Source organism: Cloacibacillus sp. An23 (genome assembly GCF_002159945.1).
Taxonomy (GTDB): domain Bacteria; phylum Synergistota; class Synergistia; order Synergistales; family Synergistaceae; genus Caccocola.
The window spans coordinates 57,630-75,605 of record NZ_NFJQ01000010.1; the positions used below are offsets into that span (position 1 = coordinate 57,630).

A 17,976-nucleotide genomic window follows, 5' to 3' on the forward strand; every position below is an offset into this window, starting at 1 on the left:
TATCGACTTTGTTTTTTATGACGCCTGTGATCAATTGCGAGGCTCCTTCCCGTCCGCCGCGTTTTCGTTCGCTTTATCCGCGCCGCCGTCCCTGTCAAAATCCGTTATAGCGAGAGTTTTTCCCAAAGCGAGGAGAACGTTGATAACTGTTTCAAACTTGGGTTCTTTCTCCCACCCGGCAAGTTTTTTTATTTTTGATTTCTTTACGCCTGTCTTTTTTGCAATATCTTTTATCTTTACGCCTTTGTCGCGCGCTTTGACGAGCTCCTGCATGACGGCGACTCTGATATTGCTGGCCGCTATTTCTTCCGGCGTAAAGATTTTACGTTCAAACTCCTCGTCCCATACTAAAAAGCCGTTTTTATATGTCATTGGTCTGTCTCCACCTGTTCCGATGCGCCGGTTACTCCTTTGCGCATCAGAGCGACCGTTTCCACGTGCCCAGTCTGGGGGAACATGTCGAACGGCGCGGCTTCCGCGAGTTTGTAGCCTCCGGCGGCGAGGCGCTTGGCGTCGCGGGCCAGGGTGGCGGGGTTGCATGATACGTAGACGACGCGCTCGGGGGATATTTTTAGTATTGCGTCTGTTACTTTTTCGTCACAGCCGGTGCGCGGAGGGTCGAGCACAACCGTGTCGAAGTTCCGCGCGCTTAGTTCTTCGGCAAGGTCCTCGGCCTGCGCGGTATAAGGTTCAATATTGTCAAGCCCGTTTTGCGCGGCGTTCTGTTTTATGTATTTCGCAGCCGGCTGCCAGCTTTCAACGGCTGTCACATGGCGCGCGTGCGCGGCGAGAAAGGCGGTCAGGCTTCCGACGCCGGAGTAGAGTTCGAGAATTTTCCGCGCGCCGCCTTCCACGGCAAGCGCGGCAGCGCGGCGGTACAGAGCAAGCGTTTGTTCCGAATTTACCTGAAAGAAGGACGATGCCTCGAAAGTAAACGAATATTCGCCAAGTTTTTCCGTTATAGTGGGTTTCCCGTAAATCGTAATAGTTTTTTCGCCCCAGATGAAGTTGCCGTGGTTCGGGTTCACGTTGTAGACGAGGCCGGTCAGCCCTTTGATTCCGGCTGCGGCTTCCGTCAGGAGCGAAGTCTCTTTTTTCGAGAGCGGCCTTGAGCCGATGACTGCGCATAGTTTTTCACCTGTGAAGCGGGCCTGGCGCATTACGACGTGGCGCACGAGTCCAGATGCGGGGCCGCCCTTTTCGCGCACTCCGCGGAAGCCGCGTTCGCGCAGCGCATAGGCGATTTTTTTCACGCCATCGTCTATCCCGGAAAGCAGCACGGGACAGCCGCGGTATGGCACTATTTCGTGGCTGCGCGTTTTGTAGAAGCCGGAGACGAAGTTTTCACCGCGCGCGGACTGCACGGGCAGCGAGGCTTTATTTCTGTAGTTCCACTCGGACGGCGACGGCACGCACTGCGCGACGGGAGGTTTGTCGAATCCTCCGATGCGCCGCAGCGCCTCTTCGACCGTTCTGTGTTTCATCGCAAGCTGTTCTTCGTACGAAATGTGCTGAAGCTGGCAGCCACCGCAGCGCCCGAATAGCGGGCAGCGCGGATTTACCCGCGCAGGCGAATCGCCGCCGCGACTCAGCACTTTCGCCACGCCGTAGTTTTTCTTTTTCGTTACGAGGCGCACTTCCGCGCTTTCTCCGGGCAGCGCGCCCGGCACGAAGAGGACGAAGCCCTCGTCTCCGGCGCGGACGACGCCTTCGCCTTCGTTGTTGAGTCCCGTTATAGTTACGTTTAATATATCTCCCTGTCTCATGTGTGATACTATAACATTACGTGCCGCGCCGCGCTATAAGTTTCGCGGCGGACGCGGTGTGAAGAAGGGGCGGTTGAGATGGCTGGAAAGCGTTTCGCATGGATATTTTATATAATTTTCGCTCTCGTCCTCTACGCTGCGGACGTCGCGAGCAAGCGCTTTGTCATCGCCTTCGGCGGCGGCGTGTCGCTCAACTCCGGAATTTCTTTCTGGCTGCTCGGCGGCGACGGGAAAACTGCGGCGCTTGTGATGAGCGCAGCCATCTGCGCCGTTTTATCGGCGGCCTTTGTATGGGCGCTGCACGACTCACGCCGTTCACTTATGCGGGCGCCGCTGGCACTGCTCGCCGCCGGAGCCGCGGGGAATCTGACCGACCGCGTCGTCTATGGCCACGTCGTGGAATGGCTTCCGGTAACCGCACCGTTTTTCGGAAAACTGTGGATAAACGCCGCCGACGTATGGCTGATAGTCGGCGCTGGGCTGGCTGTGCTCGCTCTGCTGACTGCTGGCGTTGCAAATAAAGGGTGAATACGGAGGTATGATCTATGCCGCTTGAAATTGTGCGCAATGATATAACAAAAATGAAGGTGGACGCGATAGTAAACGCGGCGAACAGTTCTCTGCTCGGAGGCGGCGGCGTGGACGGATGCATACACCGCGCGGCTGGGCCGGAGCTGGCCGAAGAGTGCCGCGGGCTTGGCGGATGCGGCACGGGCGACGCGAAGATCACAGGCGCGTACAATCTGCCGTGCAGGTACGTGATACACACAGTCGGGCCGGTATGGCGCGGAGGCGGCTTCGGCGAGCGAGAAAAGCTCGTCTCGTGCTATCGCAGGTCGCTCGAGCTCGCAAAAAAGCACGGCTGCAAGAGCGTGGCTTTCCCGCTTATCTCCGCGGGAGTTTACCGATACCCGAAGGACGAGGCTATTCGGGTCGCAGTCGAAACTATAAACAGCTTTCTTCGTGAAAACGACATGACTGTCTATCTCGTATTGTTCGACGAACAAGCCCTTCGTATATACGAAAAACTTTTCGGCAAAAGCGGAGAATTCGCCGAGTAAGAGCGAAAGGCCGACGGCGCCGGAGGCAGCCGGGCGCGGTAGAAAGCCGCAGATAGTGGAAGACGAAAATGCCGGCCGGAAAATCCCGGCCGGCATTTATAAAGTTCGTGCTAAACTGCGAGCCGTTACTTTCTCGCGGCGACAGCCTCGGACATCATCTTGTAGCCCTCTTCGAAGGCTTTCTCGTTAAGCTCTTCGGTTCCCTTCGGGACTCTGGCGAGGATGGCGTCCTTCACGGCCTGCGGCTTCACGAGGCCCTTGTCCTCGAGAACTTTCGCGGCGGTGCCGAGCGCGACCATGTTGACGACTATCTCGCGGCCGAGTTTCTCGCGCGCGGTGCGCACGATCGGCAGGAGGTAGATGTCGGCGTCGAGCTTCGGCGGATCGGTGACGAAGAAGTCGTCGAGAATGACGGTGGCGCCTTTAGCCGTGTCGTGGCTGTAGGTGTCGCACGCCTTCTGCGTGAGTATTATCTGAAGGTCGGGGTGGGCCGCCTTCGGGTAGTCTATTTCGCCGCGGTCGTAGACGACCTCGGACTTCGAAGCGCCGCCGCGGGCTTCGGGGCCGTAGGCCTGGCTCTGTACGGAGTTGAGTCCCTCAGTACGGAGCGCGGCGGCCTCACCAAGGATCACCGCGGCGAGGATGACACCCTGTCCGCCGGATCCAGCAACACGAATTTCAAAACGATCGCCCATGATCCGAACCTCCTATGCCTTTCCCTGCGCGCGGGCAATGACGTCGTTGTAGCGGTCAGTGTACTCGCGGGCGGTCTCTATGTTGACGAACTCGCCGACGACTATCTTGTCCTTGAGCTCATCGGGCGACATCTTGTCGGCCTGGGCCTTGAGGACGGTGTGCTCCTTGAGGTACTTGATGTTGTCGGTCGGGCGGCTGCGCTTGTTCTTGCGTCCGAACTGCGTATGGCAGTAGGTGACGATTTCGACGACGGCGAAGCCCTTCTTCTGATGCTCGATGGCTTTCTTGAGTATCTGCTCGCACTGCATCGGGTTGGCTACAGTGGCGCGCGCGACGAAGGTCGCTCCGGCGCCCTCGGCGAGCTTGCAGACGTCGAACACCGGATCGATCGCTCCGTAAGGCGCGGTCGCGGCGAAGGCGCCTTCCGGCGTCGTCGGGGAAGCCTGGCCTCCGGTCATGCCGTAGATGTTGTTGTTCATGACTACGGCCGTAATGCCTATGTTGCGGCGGCATGCGTGGATGAAGTGGTTGCCTCCGATGGCGGTGCCGTCTCCGTCGCCCATGACGTTGACTATCGTGAGCTCGGGGTTGGCCATCTTGACGCCCGTCGCGAAGGCGAGCGAACGTCCGTGCGCCGTGTGAAGCGTGCAGGCGTCTATATATCCCGGCATACGGCTGGAGCAGCCGATACCGGACGAAATGCATATCTGCTCCTTGGGTATCTGGAGGTCGGCAAGGGCGCGGAGTATGGCGTGCATAATGATTCCATGTCCGCAGCCGGGGCACCAGATATGGGGCATGAACTTGGAACGCAGAAGTTTTTTAACGTCTTCGCGTGGCATCGTTACGCCACCTCCTTGATGAAGGACATAATTTCCGCAGGCTTGTAGAGTTCGCCGTTGATGAGGCTCTTGCCGTGTACTTCGCAGTTGCCTTTGACGGCGCGCTCGACTTCGTGGACGAGCTGTCCGGCGTTGAGCTCGGGGACGATGATGTGCTTGACGTTCTTAGAGAACGCGGCGATTTCTTTGTCCGGGAACGGCCAGATGGTGATGGGACGGAAGTGTCCGACCTTGACGCCCTCTTCGCGAAGCTCGCGGATGGCGCGGAGCGACGAGCGGGAGACGGAGCCGTAGGAGACGACGACTATCTCGGCGTCCTCCATGAAGTCCTCTCTGTAGGCGACTATTTCGTCGCGGAAACGCTCGACCTTGCGGATGATGCGGTTGGCCTTGAGGTCTATGTCGGGCGCGTCGTTGGTCGGGAAGCCCCACTCGTTGGTGGTAAGTCCAGTGACATGCCAGCGGTAGCCGTCGCCGAAAGCCGGCATCGGAGGAACGTCGTCCTCGTCCGGGCGGTACGGTATGAAGTCGTCGGGAGCGACGGTCGGCTTCTTACGGTCGACGACCTTGAAGCTTCCGGGCTCCGGAATGGTTATCTTCTCGCGCATGTGGCCTATGACCTCGTCGGCCATTATGAGCACGGGCTGGCGGAAACGCTCGGCCATGTTGAAGGCTTCTATCGTAAGCGTGTAGCACTCGGGGATGGAGCACGGCGCGTAGGCTATCGTGGCGTGGTCGCCGTGGGTGCCCCATCTCGCCTGCATGACGTCGGCCTGGGAGACCTTCGTCGGAAGTCCCGTCGAGGGGCCGCCGCGCTGAACGTCGGCGACGACGAGCGGAATTTCCGCGATGTAGCCGTAGCCGAGAAGCTCCTGCTTCAGCGAGATTCCGGGGCCGGAGCTCGCCGTCATCGCTTTCTTGCCGGCGATAGACGCGCCGAGGGCAGAGGCGATGCCTCCGATTTCGTCTTCCATCTGGACGAATTTTCCGCCGAGCTTCGGAAGCTCTTCGGACATGACTTCCATTATCTCAGTCGACGGGGTGATAGGATAGCCTCCGAAAAATCTGCATCCGGCGGCTATAGCGCCCATGGCTATGGCTTTGTTGCCCTGCCAGAATTCGTTCTGAGCCATTACTGCTCACGCTCCTTCACTGTGATTGCCAGGTCCGGGCAGATGTTTTCGCACTGGCGGCAGCCGATGCAGTCGTCCTGACGCACGCCTTCGCACTTAACGTGATCGTTAAGCTCGAGAACCTTCTTGGGGCATATAGAGACGCAGAGGCCGCATCCTTTGCACCACTTCTCCATTACTTCGATGCTGAACTTCTTCGCCAAAAGACCCACCTTCCTTCCACACATCTAATCGATTTGTCTGTCAACCAGAGTAACGTGATTTGATTGGCATAACTAGGCTAATTATGCCAAATCTTTACGGCTTATTCAAGGATAAGCGTGAATTCTCTATTTTCTGACAGCTTGCAATTATTGAAAAAATTTTAGAAACTTGAGGGACCTATGTCTGGCGCACGGAGATACGTCCCGCGTATCTGCTCCGGCGCGACCGCGGCGTCCCGCCTCTCGCCGCCCATCACGGCGCAGACGCCGCCGGACGCACTCTCTCTCGGAATCACGGTACAGCCGCACGCTTCGAGCTCAGGATACTGCCCGGCATCGGGAGACACGACGGCGGCGTGCGGAAAATCGCGCAGCTTCGCCGACAGCTCCGTCACGCGCATGAACGACGGAGGCACGACCGCCTTAAGCGCATCACCCGAGGCAGCGTACAGGGCCGCGTAGCAGTGAGACGCGCGCGCCCTGAACACGGGGACGAGCAAGCCGTACTCATTCCTCATATCCCAGACAAAAAGCTCGAGCGACGACAGCGGCACGACCTTCACACCTAAGGCGAAGGCGAGCGCGGCGCCGTATGCTATGCCGGCCCTTATGCCCGTGTAGTAGCCGGGCCCCGTCCCGACGGCGATAAGGGATATGTCGCCGAGCGAAAGCCCGGCTTTCGACACGGCCTCCTCCGTCATGGCAGGAAGAAGCTCGGATTGGCGGCGCGCAAGCTCCAGATTTGTTTCCGCAAGTATTTCACATCCGTCCGCGACGCCGACGTTGGTCCAGCGCCCGGCGCAGTTTATGCCAAGAACAGCCATTATTCATCCTTCCCGGGAAAGAGCGCCCGCTTCACCAGCGCGAGCAGCTCCGTCTCTTTCTCTCCGAATGCCTCGAACACCAGTACGCGCGCATCTTCGTCGCCGGGCACGGGCAGAAATTCGATCTCCACCCTGTCTTCCGGGCGCTCGCTCCATCTCTCCGCCCATTCCACGGCGGCGGCGAAGCCGTCGTCCAGATACTCCTCTATGCCGAGCGCATCTATCTCTTCTTCGCTTTCCAGACGGTACAGGTCGACGTGGAGAAACGGAACAGCGGCGTCGTATTCGTTCATTATCACGAAGGTCGGGCTTTTCACCCTGTCGTAGCCTACGGCGCCGCCTATGCCCTGCACGAAGCGCGTTTTCCCCATTCCGAGCCCGCCTTTCAAAAGCGCGAGCAGCCCGGGATAAAGCGCCTCTCCGAGCGCGCGCCCGGCCGCGAAAGTGTCGTCCTGGCTTTCGCTTATTATAGAAAAGGAATTAACGCAGGATTTGAGTAATCTCATCGGCTATCTCCCTCGCCAGCGTGCCGCGAAGGCCGTTCCTCTCCTCGAGGCGTTCTCCGGCGGCGCCGTGGGCTAGAGCGCCGGCGGCGGCCGCGTCCATCACAGGGAGGCCGGAGGCCATCAACGCGCCTATAACGCCGCTCAGTACGTCGCCGGAACCGGGAACGGCGAGAGCCGGAGAACCGGCGCCGATCATTCTCAGCTCGCCTGACGCAGATGCTATCAGCGTGTTCCTGCCCTTCAGGAGGGCGAAGCCGGCCTTTCTTGTAAGCAGCCTCGCCGAAGCCTCGCGCGACGCTTCGACCTCCGCCGCGCTGAGCCCGAGTATTCGCGCAGCTTCGCCGCCGTGCGGCGTGAGCAGAGCGTCGTCGCGCTCTTCAAGCCCGTCGAGTTCGCGCGCGAAAAAGTAAAGCATATCGGCGTCGATTAGCAGCGGCGCGCGCCAGTTCTCCCAAAACCACGAGAAGAGCGCGCCGGCCTCTTCGCCGCGCCCCATGCCGGGGCCTATCGCCGCCGCGCCGCACTTCGGCATCCATTCAGCTATCATCGGCGCCGCCGCGGCCGCGTCGACCGCCCCGCCGTCCGTTGGAAGGGGAAGTATAACGGCCTCGGGCAGCGCCGCGGAAACCTCCGAAGCGATGAAGTCCGGCACTGCGAGATACACGAGCCCAGCTCCCGCGCGCAGCGCCCCGAGCGCGGCGAGCAGCGGAGCCCCTCGATAAGCGGCGCTTCCGGCGCATATCAGCAGTGAGCCGCGCTCCGTTTTGTGAATAGAGCGCATGACAGGCGGAAGCATTCCGCGTATGTCTTTTTCACAATAAATGGTGAGGGCCGGATTTTCGGGAAGAACGAGCGCCGCGGGAACGCCGATATCCGCCGTGGTGATTTTTCCGCATGCCTCAAGGGCCGGAGAAAAGGCCATGCCTTTCTTCGGAGCTAGGAAAGTGACTGTGGCTGACGCGCGCACGCACGGAACCGCGCAGCCTCCTTCGTCTGGATCCGCGCCGGAGGGGATGTCCAGCGACAGTATGTTTTCGTACCCATCGGTCAGACGTATCAGCCGCGCGATTTCTCCTCTGGGCGCGCCGGAAGCTCCCGTTCCGAGCAGGGCGTCTACTATCACAGCAGCCCCGCCGAGTATCGCCGAAATTTCTCCGTCGTCGAGGCGGGAAGCGTCTTTTATGACAAGCTCGGCGCATTCGAGCTTGCGGATTACGCCGAGATTGACGGCGGCGTCGCCCTTATACTTGTCGTCTGCGGCGGTTTTTATGACGGTCACTCCGTGTCCGCGCAGCATCAGATGGCGCGCTGCGGCGAAGCCGTCTCCGCCGTTGTTGCCGTGTCCGGCGAGCACGGCGAACGGCCCTCTTCCGCCGCTCATAGACAAGGCCGCATCCGCGGCCGCGCGCGCCGCGTTCTCCATGAGCACGACTGAAGGCACGCCTAAGCGCTCCGCCGCTATACTGTCGGCTTCACGCACGTCAGACGGCATATAGAATTTCTGCATTTTCTCACCCTTCCAGAACAACCATCGCGACGGCCATGCCGGACTCGTGCGATATGCTTAAGAAAACGTTTTTTATTCCTTCGCTGTCGAGGCGGAGGCGGAATTTTTCCGAAAAGTCGAAGCGGGGGCCGCGTTCGGTACGGACGACCTCGCATGAGTCCAGCCCCATAGAGCCGAGTCCCCAACCTCCGGCCTTCGCCAGAGCCTCCTTAGCGGCGAACGCGGCGGCGTAATGGGCGGCCGAGTCGGACTTGCCTTCGGCGTATTTTATTTCTCCGTCGGAGAAAACCCTCGCGGCGAAGCCGTCGCGCGCGACCGCGTTTCTCATGCGGGCTATGTCGCAGAGGTCTACTCCTATGCCAAGAACCATTCGCTTAACCTATGGCTTTCTTTACGGCCTGAGCCTGCCACGCTTCGAGAGATTTCTGCGCCTTGCGGTACTGCGAACGAAGCTTCGTCTTCCACTTCGAGCCGTATATCTCCGGCGCTATCTTCACCGTCTTGGCTACGAGCTTCTGATAATAGCTGCGGTCCGTCGCCCACTTGCCGTGCCGTCCCTTATACAGCCCGGCGAAATACAGCCACACGTTATCCTTGTGCTTCGCGGAATTCGGATAATCCTCTCTTATCTTTTTGGAATAATCTTTGAGGAAGGCTTGCGTGCTCGAATATTTTCTGAAAGCGGAAACGCGCTGCACGGTCTTATTGCCGACATGCTCGGCGCTGGATTTGTTGTAGACCGGCTTTCGCGCCGCCTTCCATTCCTTGTCGGCTTTTATCCCGGCTCCGTTGCGCGCCTTCACCCAAAGTTCGCTCGTCCACTGCGCAGTTTCGTGCGCGCTGTGTACGGTCGCAGCGAACGGATTCGGGCACTTGTATTTTTTCGCATAGCGGTAAAACTCTCGCGCCGACATCGCGTCCGCCTGACCGGCCAGAGCGAAGAGGACGAGCAGAGCGAAGGCGCAGCATCGCAGCAGCGCGCCCCCCGCGCCCACTCCGCGCGCGCGCTTCAGAAATAAACGTTCCATATCGCTAAAACCCCTTTTCAATCGTATTAACTGCCGGCAAAAACCGTCGTCCGATAAAAATATTATAGCAGGAAGAGCGCCGAGACAAGACGGCATGGCCCCGCGGCTCAGCGCGATACAGAGGAAGTCAATGCGGCGCGGCGTTTTTGATATTGGCATAATCGGGAAAAGGCAAAAAAAAAAATGGTGGATCGTACAGGAATCGAACCTGTAACCCCCTGATTAAGAGTCAGATGCTCTGCCAGTTGAGCTAACGATCCACATGAAAGAAGATATTTAATTTTAAAAAATGGTGGATCGTACAGGAATCGAACCTGTAACCCCCTGATTAAGAGTCAGATGCTCTGCCAGTTGAGCTAACGATCCATCATACTGGGGTGAGTGACGGGAATTGAACCCGCAACCCTCGGAACCACAATCCGATACTCTAACCAATTGAGCTACACTCACCATAACTTCTGCTTCCGGCTAAAAGTGGCGCGCCTGAAGGGACTCGAACCCCCGGCCCACTGCTTAGAAGGCAGTTGCTCTATCCAACTGAGCTACAGGCGCAACTACTGCCTTTGCCAAAGCACGGAGATAATTATAGCCAAAATTATGTTTATGTCAATACAAAAAATCCCGCGCCGCCGGCATATTTTTCGGCGGCGCGGAGAACGCGCGCGGATAGGTTATTTTTCAGGGCAATCGCCGCGCCACGGGCATCGTCCGCAGCGTTCCTTTATCCCGCGGAAGTCTCCCGAAACGGCGCGGACGGCGGCCTTTTCTATCTCTTCCTCTATCGAGGCGAAATCTCCGGGAACGTAGCGGCGCGCCGCAGCCGCGGCGCTTCCGCGCAGATATATGAGCGCCGAGTCTATCTGCGCGCCGCACTCTCCAGTCGATTCGAGGAACCTGTTCAGCGCGCAGGCGTAAAACTCAAGCTGTTTCTCGTAATAGAACGACGGCGCGGTCTCCTCCGGAGCCGTCTTCCAGTCGCGAAGGTGCAGGCCGCCGGAGTCGCGCCAGAAAAGGTCCGTCGTCCCTATCAGCACAGTGCCGTTGAGCGGCACGCGGAAGCGAGTCTCCCTTTGAAGAAGGCCGCCGCCCTTTCCGTCAAGCTCGGCCAGAAGCGCGCATTCTTCCGTCGCGGCGAAGCGGACGAGCATTTCGCGCAGCTCGGCACGCTTCGCGCCCGAGCCGTATTCACCGCGAAGGGGCGCCGGCAGCCTCCAATATACGCGCCGCCATTCGGCGCCACGCTTCTCCGGCAGCCACTGCGCGGCGCCGTCCGCGCGAAAATCCCAGCGAGCGAGCACCCAGTGGGCGAGCACGCCGAAGTCCGAACCCGCGCCGCCGCCCTTGACTATCCATCCAGCCGAGCGCCCCTGCCTGTATATCATGCGGTAGGCGGCCGGACACCATGACAGCAGCGAGTAGGCGGAGGCTGAGATGCGCGCGAGCTTAGCCGGACTTACCGTTTTCAGCTCTAGAGCCGCGCCGCCGGACGGCGATTCGTAACGCGCGTACTTCGGCAGCCCGGCGTCGTCTTCGGTCAGCTCCTCGCACTCGTCGCAGAGGCCGCTTTCCATCACGGAGCCGAGGAAGTTCGGCGGCGCGGCGTCTTTGTCCTTCGGCTCCTTGTAGATTCCGCACAGTATCAGGCGGTCTCGGGCGCGCGTGAAGCCGACGTACCAGAGCCTTTCAAGCTCCTCGCGCCCAGCCGCGCTTTCCTCCGCTTTTTCCCATCTGTAGGCGGCGGTCCTGCCGTCGCCATCCGCCGTTCCCGCTCCTTCGAGATACTCGGGATAGTCTTTCGCCGCGACTCCGTACTTTTTCGAGACGAAGACAGGCGGCAGGGCCGCTCTCCCCTTGTCGGACACAGTAAGCGCCACTACCGGGAACTCGAGTCCCTTCGATGCGTGGACCGTCATCACGCGCACGGCGTCCACGCCGTCTCCGAAGAGCTCCGGCTCTTCCTTGGCGCTTCCGGACGAGGATGCAGTAAGCAGATATTCGGCGCAGCCCTTCAGCGACTTCCCTTCCGAGCGCTCGTACTCCGCCGCGATGCCGGCAAGGTAGACGACGTTCGCGTTTACGCGCAGACGCCGAAGCCCTGCGTAATTTTCCAGAAAGCTTGGAGATTTAAGGAGGTCAAGCAGCACCGCCGAGACTCCGCCGAGCAGCGCGCGGCGGCGCATCCCGTCCAGGCGTTCCCATACGTCGGGCCGCAGCCGCCTCACGACGGCGGCGAGCGGAAGCGGCCCCCGGCGCCCGCGCTCCGCGTATGCCGCTTCGATGAGCGCCCCGGCCTCACCCGCACTCAGCCCGCAGAACGGCGACGCCAGCCAGCCGGCGAGGAACAGCGGATCGTCAGGCGATGCGAGCAGAGAGATCATATTAACGAGATCGCCCGTTTCGCCGCGTCCGAAATAGTCCTTGCTCGTCGAAAGCACATACGGCAGGCCGAGGCGCTCAAAGGCCCGCTCGATGTCGGAGTATTCCGCGCGCGTCTGCACGAGCACGGCGAAGTCGCTCCACCGGACTGGACGGAAAGCTTCGGCGCTCTTGTCCCACACCGGCGCTTTTTCTTCCATCATCGCCGCGAACCTGCGTCCGAGCCCCGCGTATAGGCGAAGCCGGAGCGCGGCGGCGTCAGAGCGTTTCTCCGGCTTTTCGTCCTTTTCGTCTGAATACGGCGAGACGGCGCGAAGGACGGAAAAGCGCGGATAGGGCACGGAGGCTCCGTCGCGCCGCGCCGAAGCCGCATCGTTCTCCGGGGCGGTCAGCGCTTCGTACAGCACCGACGACTCGCCCTTCCACATTCCGCCGAAGAGTCCGTTGAATTTTTCAAGCAGTCTCTTCGCAGTGCGGAAATTCTGCCCGAGTACAATATATTTAGCAGTCCCGCCGCCGCGCGCGCGCGCCGTGTAGCCGCGGAAGAGCTCGAGATCGGCGTGGCGGAAGCGGTATATGGACTGTTTCTGGTCTCCGACGACGAAGAGCGTCGCGCCGTCCCTTCCGCCGTTCCACAGCGATTCTATGAGCGCGTTCTGCAGCGGGTCGGTGTCCTGAAATTCGTCGACCATTATATGCTTGAACTTCGTCCTGTACTCCGGAGACGATTCGACGACCTTCGAGGCGTAGCAGATGAGGTCGGCCATCGAGATAAGCCCCTCCCTGCGTCGGAACTCGTCCCAGCAGGCCCAGCCGACGGCGCAGGCGCGGCGGAGCAGCCTGTTTATCCTCTTCTCCGCCTCCGACGGCGGCTCAAGCAGCGCCAGCTTGCCGGCGAATTCGCCGCGCCACGCCGAGAGCGGGCGGTCTATTATGTCTTCGATATCCTTCTTTACGCCTCCCGACGGCAGCGGCTTTAAGACGTCGTCGAAGAGCCCGGCGCAGAACTCCGTCAGCTCGCCATCGTCACGCGGCGCGTGTCCGCGCCAGCGTTCGAGAAAGGCGCAGAGGCGCTCCTGAGTCTTCGTTTTTTTCTTTCCGCCGCCCAGAGCACCGTTCAGCTCGAGCGCCGGGAATATGCCGTTCATCCAAAGACTGTATATGTCGCGCCTTACGTTCTTCATGGAAGCGATCGAGGTCTCGAGCGCGGAGCCGTCGTTGTCCCACAGCTCTTCCGGGCTTTGCCCGGCGCAGTAGAGCTTTTCCGTGCATGTCCGCGCGGCGCCGGCGACGGCCTCAGGCGTCAGCGCGTTCATCACGTCGGTAAAATCCGGCGACGCGAACAGTTCCTCCGCACGTCCGCGCCATTCGCCCGGCAGCGCTCGGGATATTTTGCCGAAGGATGATGACGAAAGCGCCGAGGTGAACTCGCGCCACCATATATCCTCTTTCGGCGCTGGCATCATCGCGGCGGACGGGTCGATGTCGAGCGCGAGGCCCGACTCGCGTATGAGCTTCATCGCGAAGGCGTGTATCGTCGATATGTAGGCGTCGTCGATGCTTTCTATTCTTTCTCTCAGGTGGGACAGCTCGTCGGGGTAGGCGGAGTACCATGCGGAAAGAGTTTTCTTAATTCGCTCGAGCATTTCTGCGGCGGCCTTTTTGGTGAAGGTTAGCACGAGTATTTCGCCGATGCCGCACGAAGGATCCGACGCGAGCAGCCATGCGAAACGCTGTGAAAGAGTCTGGGTCTTTCCTGTACCGGCTCCGGCGCTTACCACGGTCAGCGGCGCTTCACTTTGCAGCGCGGCCCGCTGGTCATCCGTGCCCGAGACGAGAGAGTGCCAGGCCGGGACGCTATTCTTCTCCGTCATCGCTTCCGCCCTCCTCAGTAAGAGATTCTATATAAACGCGCTTTTCCCGCTTGCGGCACAGAGTGAAGTAGGCGCAGTTTTTGCATAAGCGTTCCTTCACTTTGTAGCCCGGCGGATATTCGCCATTTTTAACCGATTCCGCCATCTCGCCCATGAGCGCCGCAGCCTCTTCTATCTTTGTATCGGCTGAGGCCTTTTTCTTCGTCGTACCGTCGAGCGCGTACAGATCGAAATATCTGTCGTCGTTAAAATAACCGCAGAAGGACGGCCCCGCATGGCCGAACCATCCGAAGCCCAGTATCTTTTCCTTGCTTGCCGCGCCGAGGATCGCACAGTAGGCGGCGACCTGAAGCTCTCTCGCGTGGCTGCCCGCCGCGCCGAGCTTGTAGTCGAGCACCACTATTCCGCCGTCGAAGCGGTCTATCCTGTCCGCTTGCCCAGCGAAGAGCACTCCGCCAAACTCCGCGCCTTCGAGCTTCGACTCCGTATCAGTCCTTATTTTCGGGACGGCTGCCAAGCGCCGCTCGATATCATCCTGCGCCGCGGCCATGCCGAACATCTGCGAACGGAGCCGTTTCTCATATCGCGCGAGGCGCGGATCGCCGTCGAGCTCAGGGTACTCCGCGGCCTTGAAAGCCCCCCAGTTGTCCATGACGCAGCGGTGTATGGAGAGCTTCGGATTTTCGTTTTTCACCCGAAAAACATGTTCCCACACCTTATGCGTCAGATTCCCTGCTTTTCGGTTGTCGTAGAGCCCGGGGCGGACGCTCTCAAGGCCGAGCACACGCTCGCACCAGTACATATACGGGCAGACATTCCACCTGTCTATATCGCTCACGCGTATTTTGGGCGGCTCGTCCGAAAGCGGCGCGCGCCCCGCGGGCGGCTCCTCCATCCGCCCGCGGCTCACCGGCGTACACAGCACTTCGGCCTGCGGGAACCACGGCCCGCCGCCGTCAGGCAGGGCTCGCTCCGCATCGTAAGTTATAACTCCCGCCGGTTTCCACGAACGCGGCCCGTCATCGAGGGCGCGCGTCACGAAGCGCGATTCGCCGCACTCCTCGCCGTTCTCGTTGAAAACGGCTCGCGTTATTACGGCGGCGCGCCGTCCCGTCGCCAGTATTCGGCGGAAGACGGCCTCCTTCTGCTCACGTTCCTCATGCAGCTCCGGAAGGTGCGACGGTTCCTCTCCACCGGCAGAAACGGCGTTGAATCTGGCCTTTTCGTCGTTGCGCAGCAGCATCGACTCTCGTATCACTCCGGGCCAGCGGCTTGAATCGACGCCGGTCATTATCCAGCAGCCGTGAGAGGCGAGCGTCGGAGGCGGCCCGGCGTAGACTGTCAGCGAGCGGCTCTGCGGAAGCTGCACCGGCAGGGTCGCGGTAAGGCTCCAGTCGTTTATGAACGCCGCCGCCTCCGCCCCGTAAAGCGTTACGGACGCCGCCGGGCCTATGTTTTTTGAATCGTCGGAGAGCTTTTTTATCTTTTTATCAAGTTCGTCGATGGCAGAAGCTACGGCCTTGACTCCGTCGTCGAGCGCGCTTATGGAGGCCGCAGACGCGGCGGCGCGCTCCGCGGCGCGCTCCGAGCGGAGGAAATCGTACCAGAGCGACAGCGACCGCTCCGGCGAAACGCCCTTTTCAAACTCCGCGCACATTTCCTCGGCCCGGCGGATCACTTCGCCGGCCTCACGCGGCAGAACGCCGAGCCACGCATCCATGCCGTCAGGCAGCGCGCTTCCGTCGTATTCGAGAAGCCGCCCTCCCTCGCCGAAGAGCAGCGGATTCGCAAGAAGCGCCGAAGTCTCGTAATTGTTCCACCCGGAACGGCTCGCCCGCCAGATCAGCGAAGGCAGGCCGCCGAGCAGAGTATCGCCAGCAGTGCCGCCCTCCTGTACGTTGTAAGGTATCCCGTACCGCGAAAGCGCGTATTCCATCACGTGCAGCCGCTCAGGGCCGACGGTCAGCCCTATATCCCCGTAGCCGCGGAACTCTCCAAGCGGCGTCAGCCCGCCCTCGCCGCAGGCCCAGAGCGCCAGCTCTCGCGCGACGGCCTCGAGCTCGAGCTGCGGGCTGCCCGCTTCCAGTTTCACGACAGGGACGTCCCACGCCGGCCTCTTACTATATTCCACGCCTAGCTGCTTGATCCCGTCGTGAAAACGGTCCAGCCCCGTTTCGGGCTGGAACATCGTCACGTTCGTGAGCTCGCCCAACGTTTTTACAAGCTTGAGCTGCGACGACGCGAACGACAGAAAACCCGCGAAAACCACGGGACGCCCCGCTACGAGCCCGCGCCCCGCGTCCGTGAGCAGCAGGCCGCGCGCCAGCGTGAAAATCTGCGCCGCGTCCGCGAGGCCGTACTCGGCGAGGTAATCCGTGTATCTTTCGTAAAGCTCTGCAAGGACGGCCCCGGGCGCGCCTCCGCGCGCACCCTCGCCGAGGGCGGAACGCAGAGCCTCCGCCGAAACCTCCTCGGCGAGCAGATCTTTTATATTCTCTCCCAGAACCGATACGAAGCCGTCGTGATAAAAGCCGGGCGCGAGCTCCGTGCCGTTCTCCGCGGCCTCGGAGAGAAAGTCCGAGAGCAGCCACCGTAATATAAGCTTATGATCCGGCGGGTCGATGACGCGCGCGGCGCTTCCGTCCGCGCGCTGGAGCTCGGACAGCAGATCTCCCGCCGTCCATACCGCCGGACGCGCGCCGAAGCTCGGCGCTCCTCCGCATATAAGCTCGAGCAGCGCGTCGCGGTCGAGCCCGGCCGGCACGATGAATATCGCGCCGCCTCCGCTTTTTTTATAAATATCCGTCAAATCGCCGCTTCTGTCCGCAAGCGTGAAATAACTGTTCACAGTTATAGCCACACGTCCGCCCCCCTACGTTACGCACGCGCCGCCGCGCCGGTATTTTCGGGCGCGCCGCGCGTCTTTTCAGCCGCGTTCAAAAATCGTGCGAAATATAAACAGCGCCGCGGCCGCAGAATACGCTTCCGATTCAATATTATCACCCGAGCCGCGCGCGCGCCATAAGAGCACGCCTCGGCGAGCCGCGGAGGCCAATATAGGCTATAATAACGTGACGCCGGGCGGGAGGTGCGTACGATGAACACGGAGAAGATAATCGAAAAGCTTTACGAAAACGCCGAAGCTTCGCGCGGCGAGCTCGAATTCCTCATAGACGGCAGAAATGAGGAAACGGCGCAAAAGCTGAGCGCTCTAGCGCGGCGGCGCGCGCTTGAAAATTTCGGCAATAAGATATACGTGCGCGGCCTCATAGAGATATCGAGCTTCTGCAAAAACGACTGCCTCTACTGCGGCATTAGACGAAGCAACGGAAAAGCGCAGCGCTACCGTCTGACGAAGGACGAAATTCTCGAATGCTGCCGCGAGGGATACGGGCTCGGCTTCCGCACCTTCGTGCTGCAGGGAGGCGAGGACGCATTCTTCACAGACGACGTGACGGCCGGCATCGTGGCTTCGATACGCGCGGGCTTCCCGGACTGCGCCATAACTCTGTCGCTCGGAGAACGAAGCCGCGAGAGCTACGAGAAGCTCTTCCGCGCCGGAGCGAACCGCTACCTTCTGCGCCACGAGACGGCGACGCCGGAGCACTACGCGAAGCTGCATCCGAAGGAACTGTCGCTCGAAAACCGCATGGAATGCCTGCGCGCGCTCAAAGAGATAGGCTTCCAGACAGGCTGCGGCTTCATGGTCGGCTCGCCATTTCAGACGACTGCGGACATCGTGAACGACCTGATGTTCATAAAGAGCTTCTCTCCGCAGATGGTCGGCATCGGCCCCTTCATCCCGCACCACGACACTCCGTTTGCGGACAAACCGGCGGGCGCGGCGGAGCTGACCGTATTCCTGCTCTCCGTCGTCAGGCTGATGAATCCGAAAGTTCTGCTCCCCGCGACGACGGCGCTCGGCACCATAGAGGACGGAGGGCGCGAACGAGGCGTCCTCGCGGGCTGCAACGTCGTCATGCCAAACCTTTCGCCGCTCTCGGTGAGAAAGAAATACATGCTATACGACAACAAGCTCAGCACCGGCGAGGAGGCCGCCGAAGCGCGTGCGGCTCTCGAACGCCGTATGGAAAAAATAGGCTACCGCGTCGTGACGGAGCGCGGCGACTACAAAGACTGACACCGGCGCGGCAGCGCCG

General features: G+C 60.6%; 16 protein-coding genes and 4 tRNA genes. 3 read left to right on the forward strand and 17 right to left on the reverse strand.

The window, feature by feature from the left end:
• Window positions 1-30: 30 nt before the first annotated feature.
• Window positions 31-372, reverse strand: coding sequence for a hypothetical protein (locus B5F39_RS10725; RefSeq protein ID WP_087367243.1), 342 nt, complete (start codon window positions 370-372; stop codon window positions 31-33).
• Window positions 369-1,766, reverse strand: a complete 1,398-nt coding sequence (rlmD, locus tag B5F39_RS10730) for a 23S rRNA (uracil(1939)-C(5))-methyltransferase RlmD (RefSeq protein WP_087367245.1) — start codon at window positions 1,764-1,766, stop codon at window positions 369-371. Before rlmD ends, B5F39_RS10725 begins: the two co-directional genes overlap by 4 nt.
• 78 nt (window positions 1,767-1,844) lie before the next feature.
• On the opposite strand from rlmD, the gene B5F39_RS10735 reads away from it, so the two are divergent.
• Entirely contained in the window at window positions 1,845-2,294 is a 450-nt protein-coding gene (locus tag B5F39_RS10735) for a signal peptidase II (protein ID WP_087367248.1), read from the forward strand.
• 17 nt (window positions 2,295-2,311) lie between these two features.
• The gene (locus B5F39_RS10740) at window positions 2,312-2,827 is read left to right on the forward strand and encodes an O-acetyl-ADP-ribose deacetylase (RefSeq protein ID WP_087367251.1); all 516 of its coding nucleotides are present in this window, start codon (window positions 2,312-2,314) and stop codon (window positions 2,825-2,827) included.
• Window positions 2,828-2,952: 125 nt separating this feature from the next.
• Here the strand turns inward: B5F39_RS10740 and B5F39_RS10745 are convergent, their stop codons facing one another.
• The 15 genes from B5F39_RS10745 to B5F39_RS10815 all read right to left on the reverse strand — a co-directional run bounded on the left by B5F39_RS10745 (window position 2,953) and on the right by B5F39_RS10815 (window position 16,676).
• The gene (locus tag B5F39_RS10745) at window positions 2,953-3,522 is read right to left on the reverse strand and encodes a 2-oxoacid:acceptor oxidoreductase family protein (protein WP_087367253.1); all 570 of its coding nucleotides are present in this window, start codon (window positions 3,520-3,522) and stop codon (window positions 2,953-2,955) included.
• Between the two features lie 12 nt (window positions 3,523-3,534).
• Entirely contained in the window at window positions 3,535-4,365 is an 831-nt protein-coding gene (locus B5F39_RS10750) for a thiamine pyrophosphate-dependent enzyme (protein ID WP_087367256.1), read from the reverse strand.
• 2 nt (window positions 4,366-4,367) lie between these two features.
• Window positions 4,368-5,498, reverse strand: a complete 1,131-nt coding sequence (locus B5F39_RS10755; protein WP_087367259.1) for a 2-oxoacid:acceptor oxidoreductase subunit alpha — start codon at window positions 5,496-5,498, stop codon at window positions 4,368-4,370.
• Entirely contained in the window at window positions 5,498-5,701 is a 204-nt protein-coding gene (locus B5F39_RS10760; protein WP_087367263.1) for a 4Fe-4S dicluster domain-containing protein, read from the reverse strand. Before B5F39_RS10760 ends, B5F39_RS10755 begins: the two co-directional genes overlap by 1 nt.
• 161 nt (window positions 5,702-5,862) lie before the next feature.
• Complete coding sequence (gene tsaB / locus B5F39_RS10765) at window positions 5,863-6,525, reverse strand: tRNA (adenosine(37)-N6)-threonylcarbamoyltransferase complex dimerization subunit type 1 TsaB (RefSeq protein ID WP_087367266.1); 663 nt, start codon at window positions 6,523-6,525, stop codon at window positions 5,863-5,865.
• Window positions 6,525-7,031, reverse strand: coding sequence for a tRNA (adenosine(37)-N6)-threonylcarbamoyltransferase complex ATPase subunit type 1 TsaE (gene tsaE / locus B5F39_RS10770; RefSeq protein WP_087367269.1), 507 nt, complete (start codon window positions 7,029-7,031; stop codon window positions 6,525-6,527). Before tsaE ends, tsaB begins: the two co-directional genes overlap by 1 nt.
• Window positions 7,006-8,538 carry an NAD(P)H-hydrate dehydratase gene (locus B5F39_RS10775; RefSeq protein ID WP_087367272.1) on the reverse strand — a complete coding sequence of 511 codons (1,533 nt, stop codon included), beginning with the start codon at window positions 8,536-8,538 and terminating at the stop codon, window positions 7,006-7,008. Before B5F39_RS10775 ends, tsaE begins: the two co-directional genes overlap by 26 nt.
• A gap of 4 nt (window positions 8,539-8,542) precedes the next feature.
• Window positions 8,543-8,908, reverse strand: a complete 366-nt coding sequence (gene acpS, locus B5F39_RS10780; RefSeq protein ID WP_087367275.1) for a holo-ACP synthase — start codon at window positions 8,906-8,908, stop codon at window positions 8,543-8,545.
• Window positions 8,909-8,912: 4 nt separating this feature from the next.
• Window positions 8,913-9,566, reverse strand: a complete 654-nt coding sequence (locus B5F39_RS10785; RefSeq protein ID WP_158096028.1) for a glucosaminidase domain-containing protein — start codon at window positions 9,564-9,566, stop codon at window positions 8,913-8,915.
• Window positions 9,567-9,750: 184 nt separating this feature from the next.
• A tRNA-Lys gene (locus tag B5F39_RS10790) sits at window positions 9,751-9,826 on the reverse strand.
• Window positions 9,827-9,856: 30 nt separating this feature from the next.
• Window positions 9,857-9,932, reverse strand: a tRNA-Lys gene (locus B5F39_RS10795).
• 7 nt (window positions 9,933-9,939) lie between these two features.
• Window positions 9,940-10,016, reverse strand: a tRNA-His gene (locus tag B5F39_RS10800).
• A 25-nt stretch (window positions 10,017-10,041) separates the two neighbouring features.
• Window positions 10,042-10,118, reverse strand: a tRNA-Arg gene (locus tag B5F39_RS10805).
• A gap of 119 nt (window positions 10,119-10,237) precedes the next feature.
• Window positions 10,238-13,816 carry a UvrD-helicase domain-containing protein gene (locus B5F39_RS10810; protein ID WP_087367281.1) on the reverse strand — a complete coding sequence of 1,193 codons (3,579 nt, stop codon included), beginning with the start codon at window positions 13,814-13,816 and terminating at the stop codon, window positions 10,238-10,240.
• Window positions 13,800-16,676 carry a PD-(D/E)XK nuclease family protein gene (locus B5F39_RS10815; protein WP_087367285.1) on the reverse strand — a complete coding sequence of 959 codons (2,877 nt, stop codon included), beginning with the start codon at window positions 16,674-16,676 and terminating at the stop codon, window positions 13,800-13,802. The genes B5F39_RS10810 and B5F39_RS10815 overlap by 17 nt, the downstream gene beginning before the upstream one ends.
• A gap of 237 nt (window positions 16,677-16,913) precedes the next feature.
• On the opposite strand from B5F39_RS10815, the gene hydE reads away from it, so the two are divergent.
• Window positions 16,914-17,957, forward strand: a complete 1,044-nt coding sequence (gene hydE, locus B5F39_RS10820) for a [FeFe] hydrogenase H-cluster radical SAM maturase HydE (protein ID WP_087367288.1) — start codon at window positions 16,914-16,916, stop codon at window positions 17,955-17,957.
• The last annotated feature ends 19 nt before the right edge of the window (window positions 17,958-17,976 follow it).

What these genes read in the sequence shown, in the direction of transcription:
- B5F39_RS10725 (WP_087367243.1), bottom strand. Translation starts at nt 372, where the DNA reads ATGACATATAAAAACGGCTTTTTAGTATGGGACGAGGAGTTTGAACGT.
- rlmD (WP_087367245.1), bottom strand. Translation starts at nt 1,766, where the DNA reads ATGAGACAGGGAGATATATTAAACGTAACTATAACGGGACTCAACAAC.
- B5F39_RS10735 (WP_087367248.1), top strand. Translation starts at nt 1,845, where the DNA reads ATGGCTGGAAAGCGTTTCGCATGGATATTTTATATAATTTTCGCTCTC.
- B5F39_RS10740 (WP_087367251.1), top strand. Translation starts at nt 2,312, where the DNA reads ATGCCGCTTGAAATTGTGCGCAATGATATAACAAAAATGAAGGTGGAC.
- B5F39_RS10745 (WP_087367253.1), bottom strand. Translation starts at nt 3,522, where the DNA reads ATGGGCGATCGTTTTGAAATTCGTGTTGCTGGATCCGGCGGACAGGGT.
- B5F39_RS10750 (WP_087367256.1), bottom strand. Translation starts at nt 4,365, where the DNA reads ATGCCACGCGAAGACGTTAAAAAACTTCTGCGTTCCAAGTTCATGCCC.
- B5F39_RS10755 (WP_087367259.1), bottom strand. Translation starts at nt 5,498, where the DNA reads ATGGCTCAGAACGAATTCTGGCAGGGCAACAAAGCCATAGCCATGGGC.
- tsaB (WP_087367266.1), bottom strand. Translation starts at nt 6,525, where the DNA reads ATGGCTGTTCTTGGCATAAACTGCGCCGGGCGCTGGACCAACGTCGGC.
- tsaE (WP_087367269.1), bottom strand. Translation starts at nt 7,031, where the DNA reads ATGAGATTACTCAAATCCTGCGTTAATTCCTTTTCTATAATAAGCGAA.
- B5F39_RS10775 (WP_087367272.1), bottom strand. Translation starts at nt 8,538, where the DNA reads ATGCAGAAATTCTATATGCCGTCTGACGTGCGTGAAGCCGACAGTATA.
- acpS (WP_087367275.1), bottom strand. Translation starts at nt 8,908, where the DNA reads ATGGTTCTTGGCATAGGAGTAGACCTCTGCGACATAGCCCGCATGAGA.
- B5F39_RS10785 (WP_158096028.1), bottom strand. Translation starts at nt 9,566, where the DNA reads ATGGAACGTTTATTTCTGAAGCGCGCGCGCGGAGTGGGCGCGGGGGGC.
- B5F39_RS10810 (WP_087367281.1), bottom strand. Translation starts at nt 13,816, where the DNA reads ATGACGGAGAAGAATAGCGTCCCGGCCTGGCACTCTCTCGTCTCGGGC.
- hydE (WP_087367288.1), top strand. Translation starts at nt 16,914, where the DNA reads ATGAACACGGAGAAGATAATCGAAAAGCTTTACGAAAACGCCGAAGCT.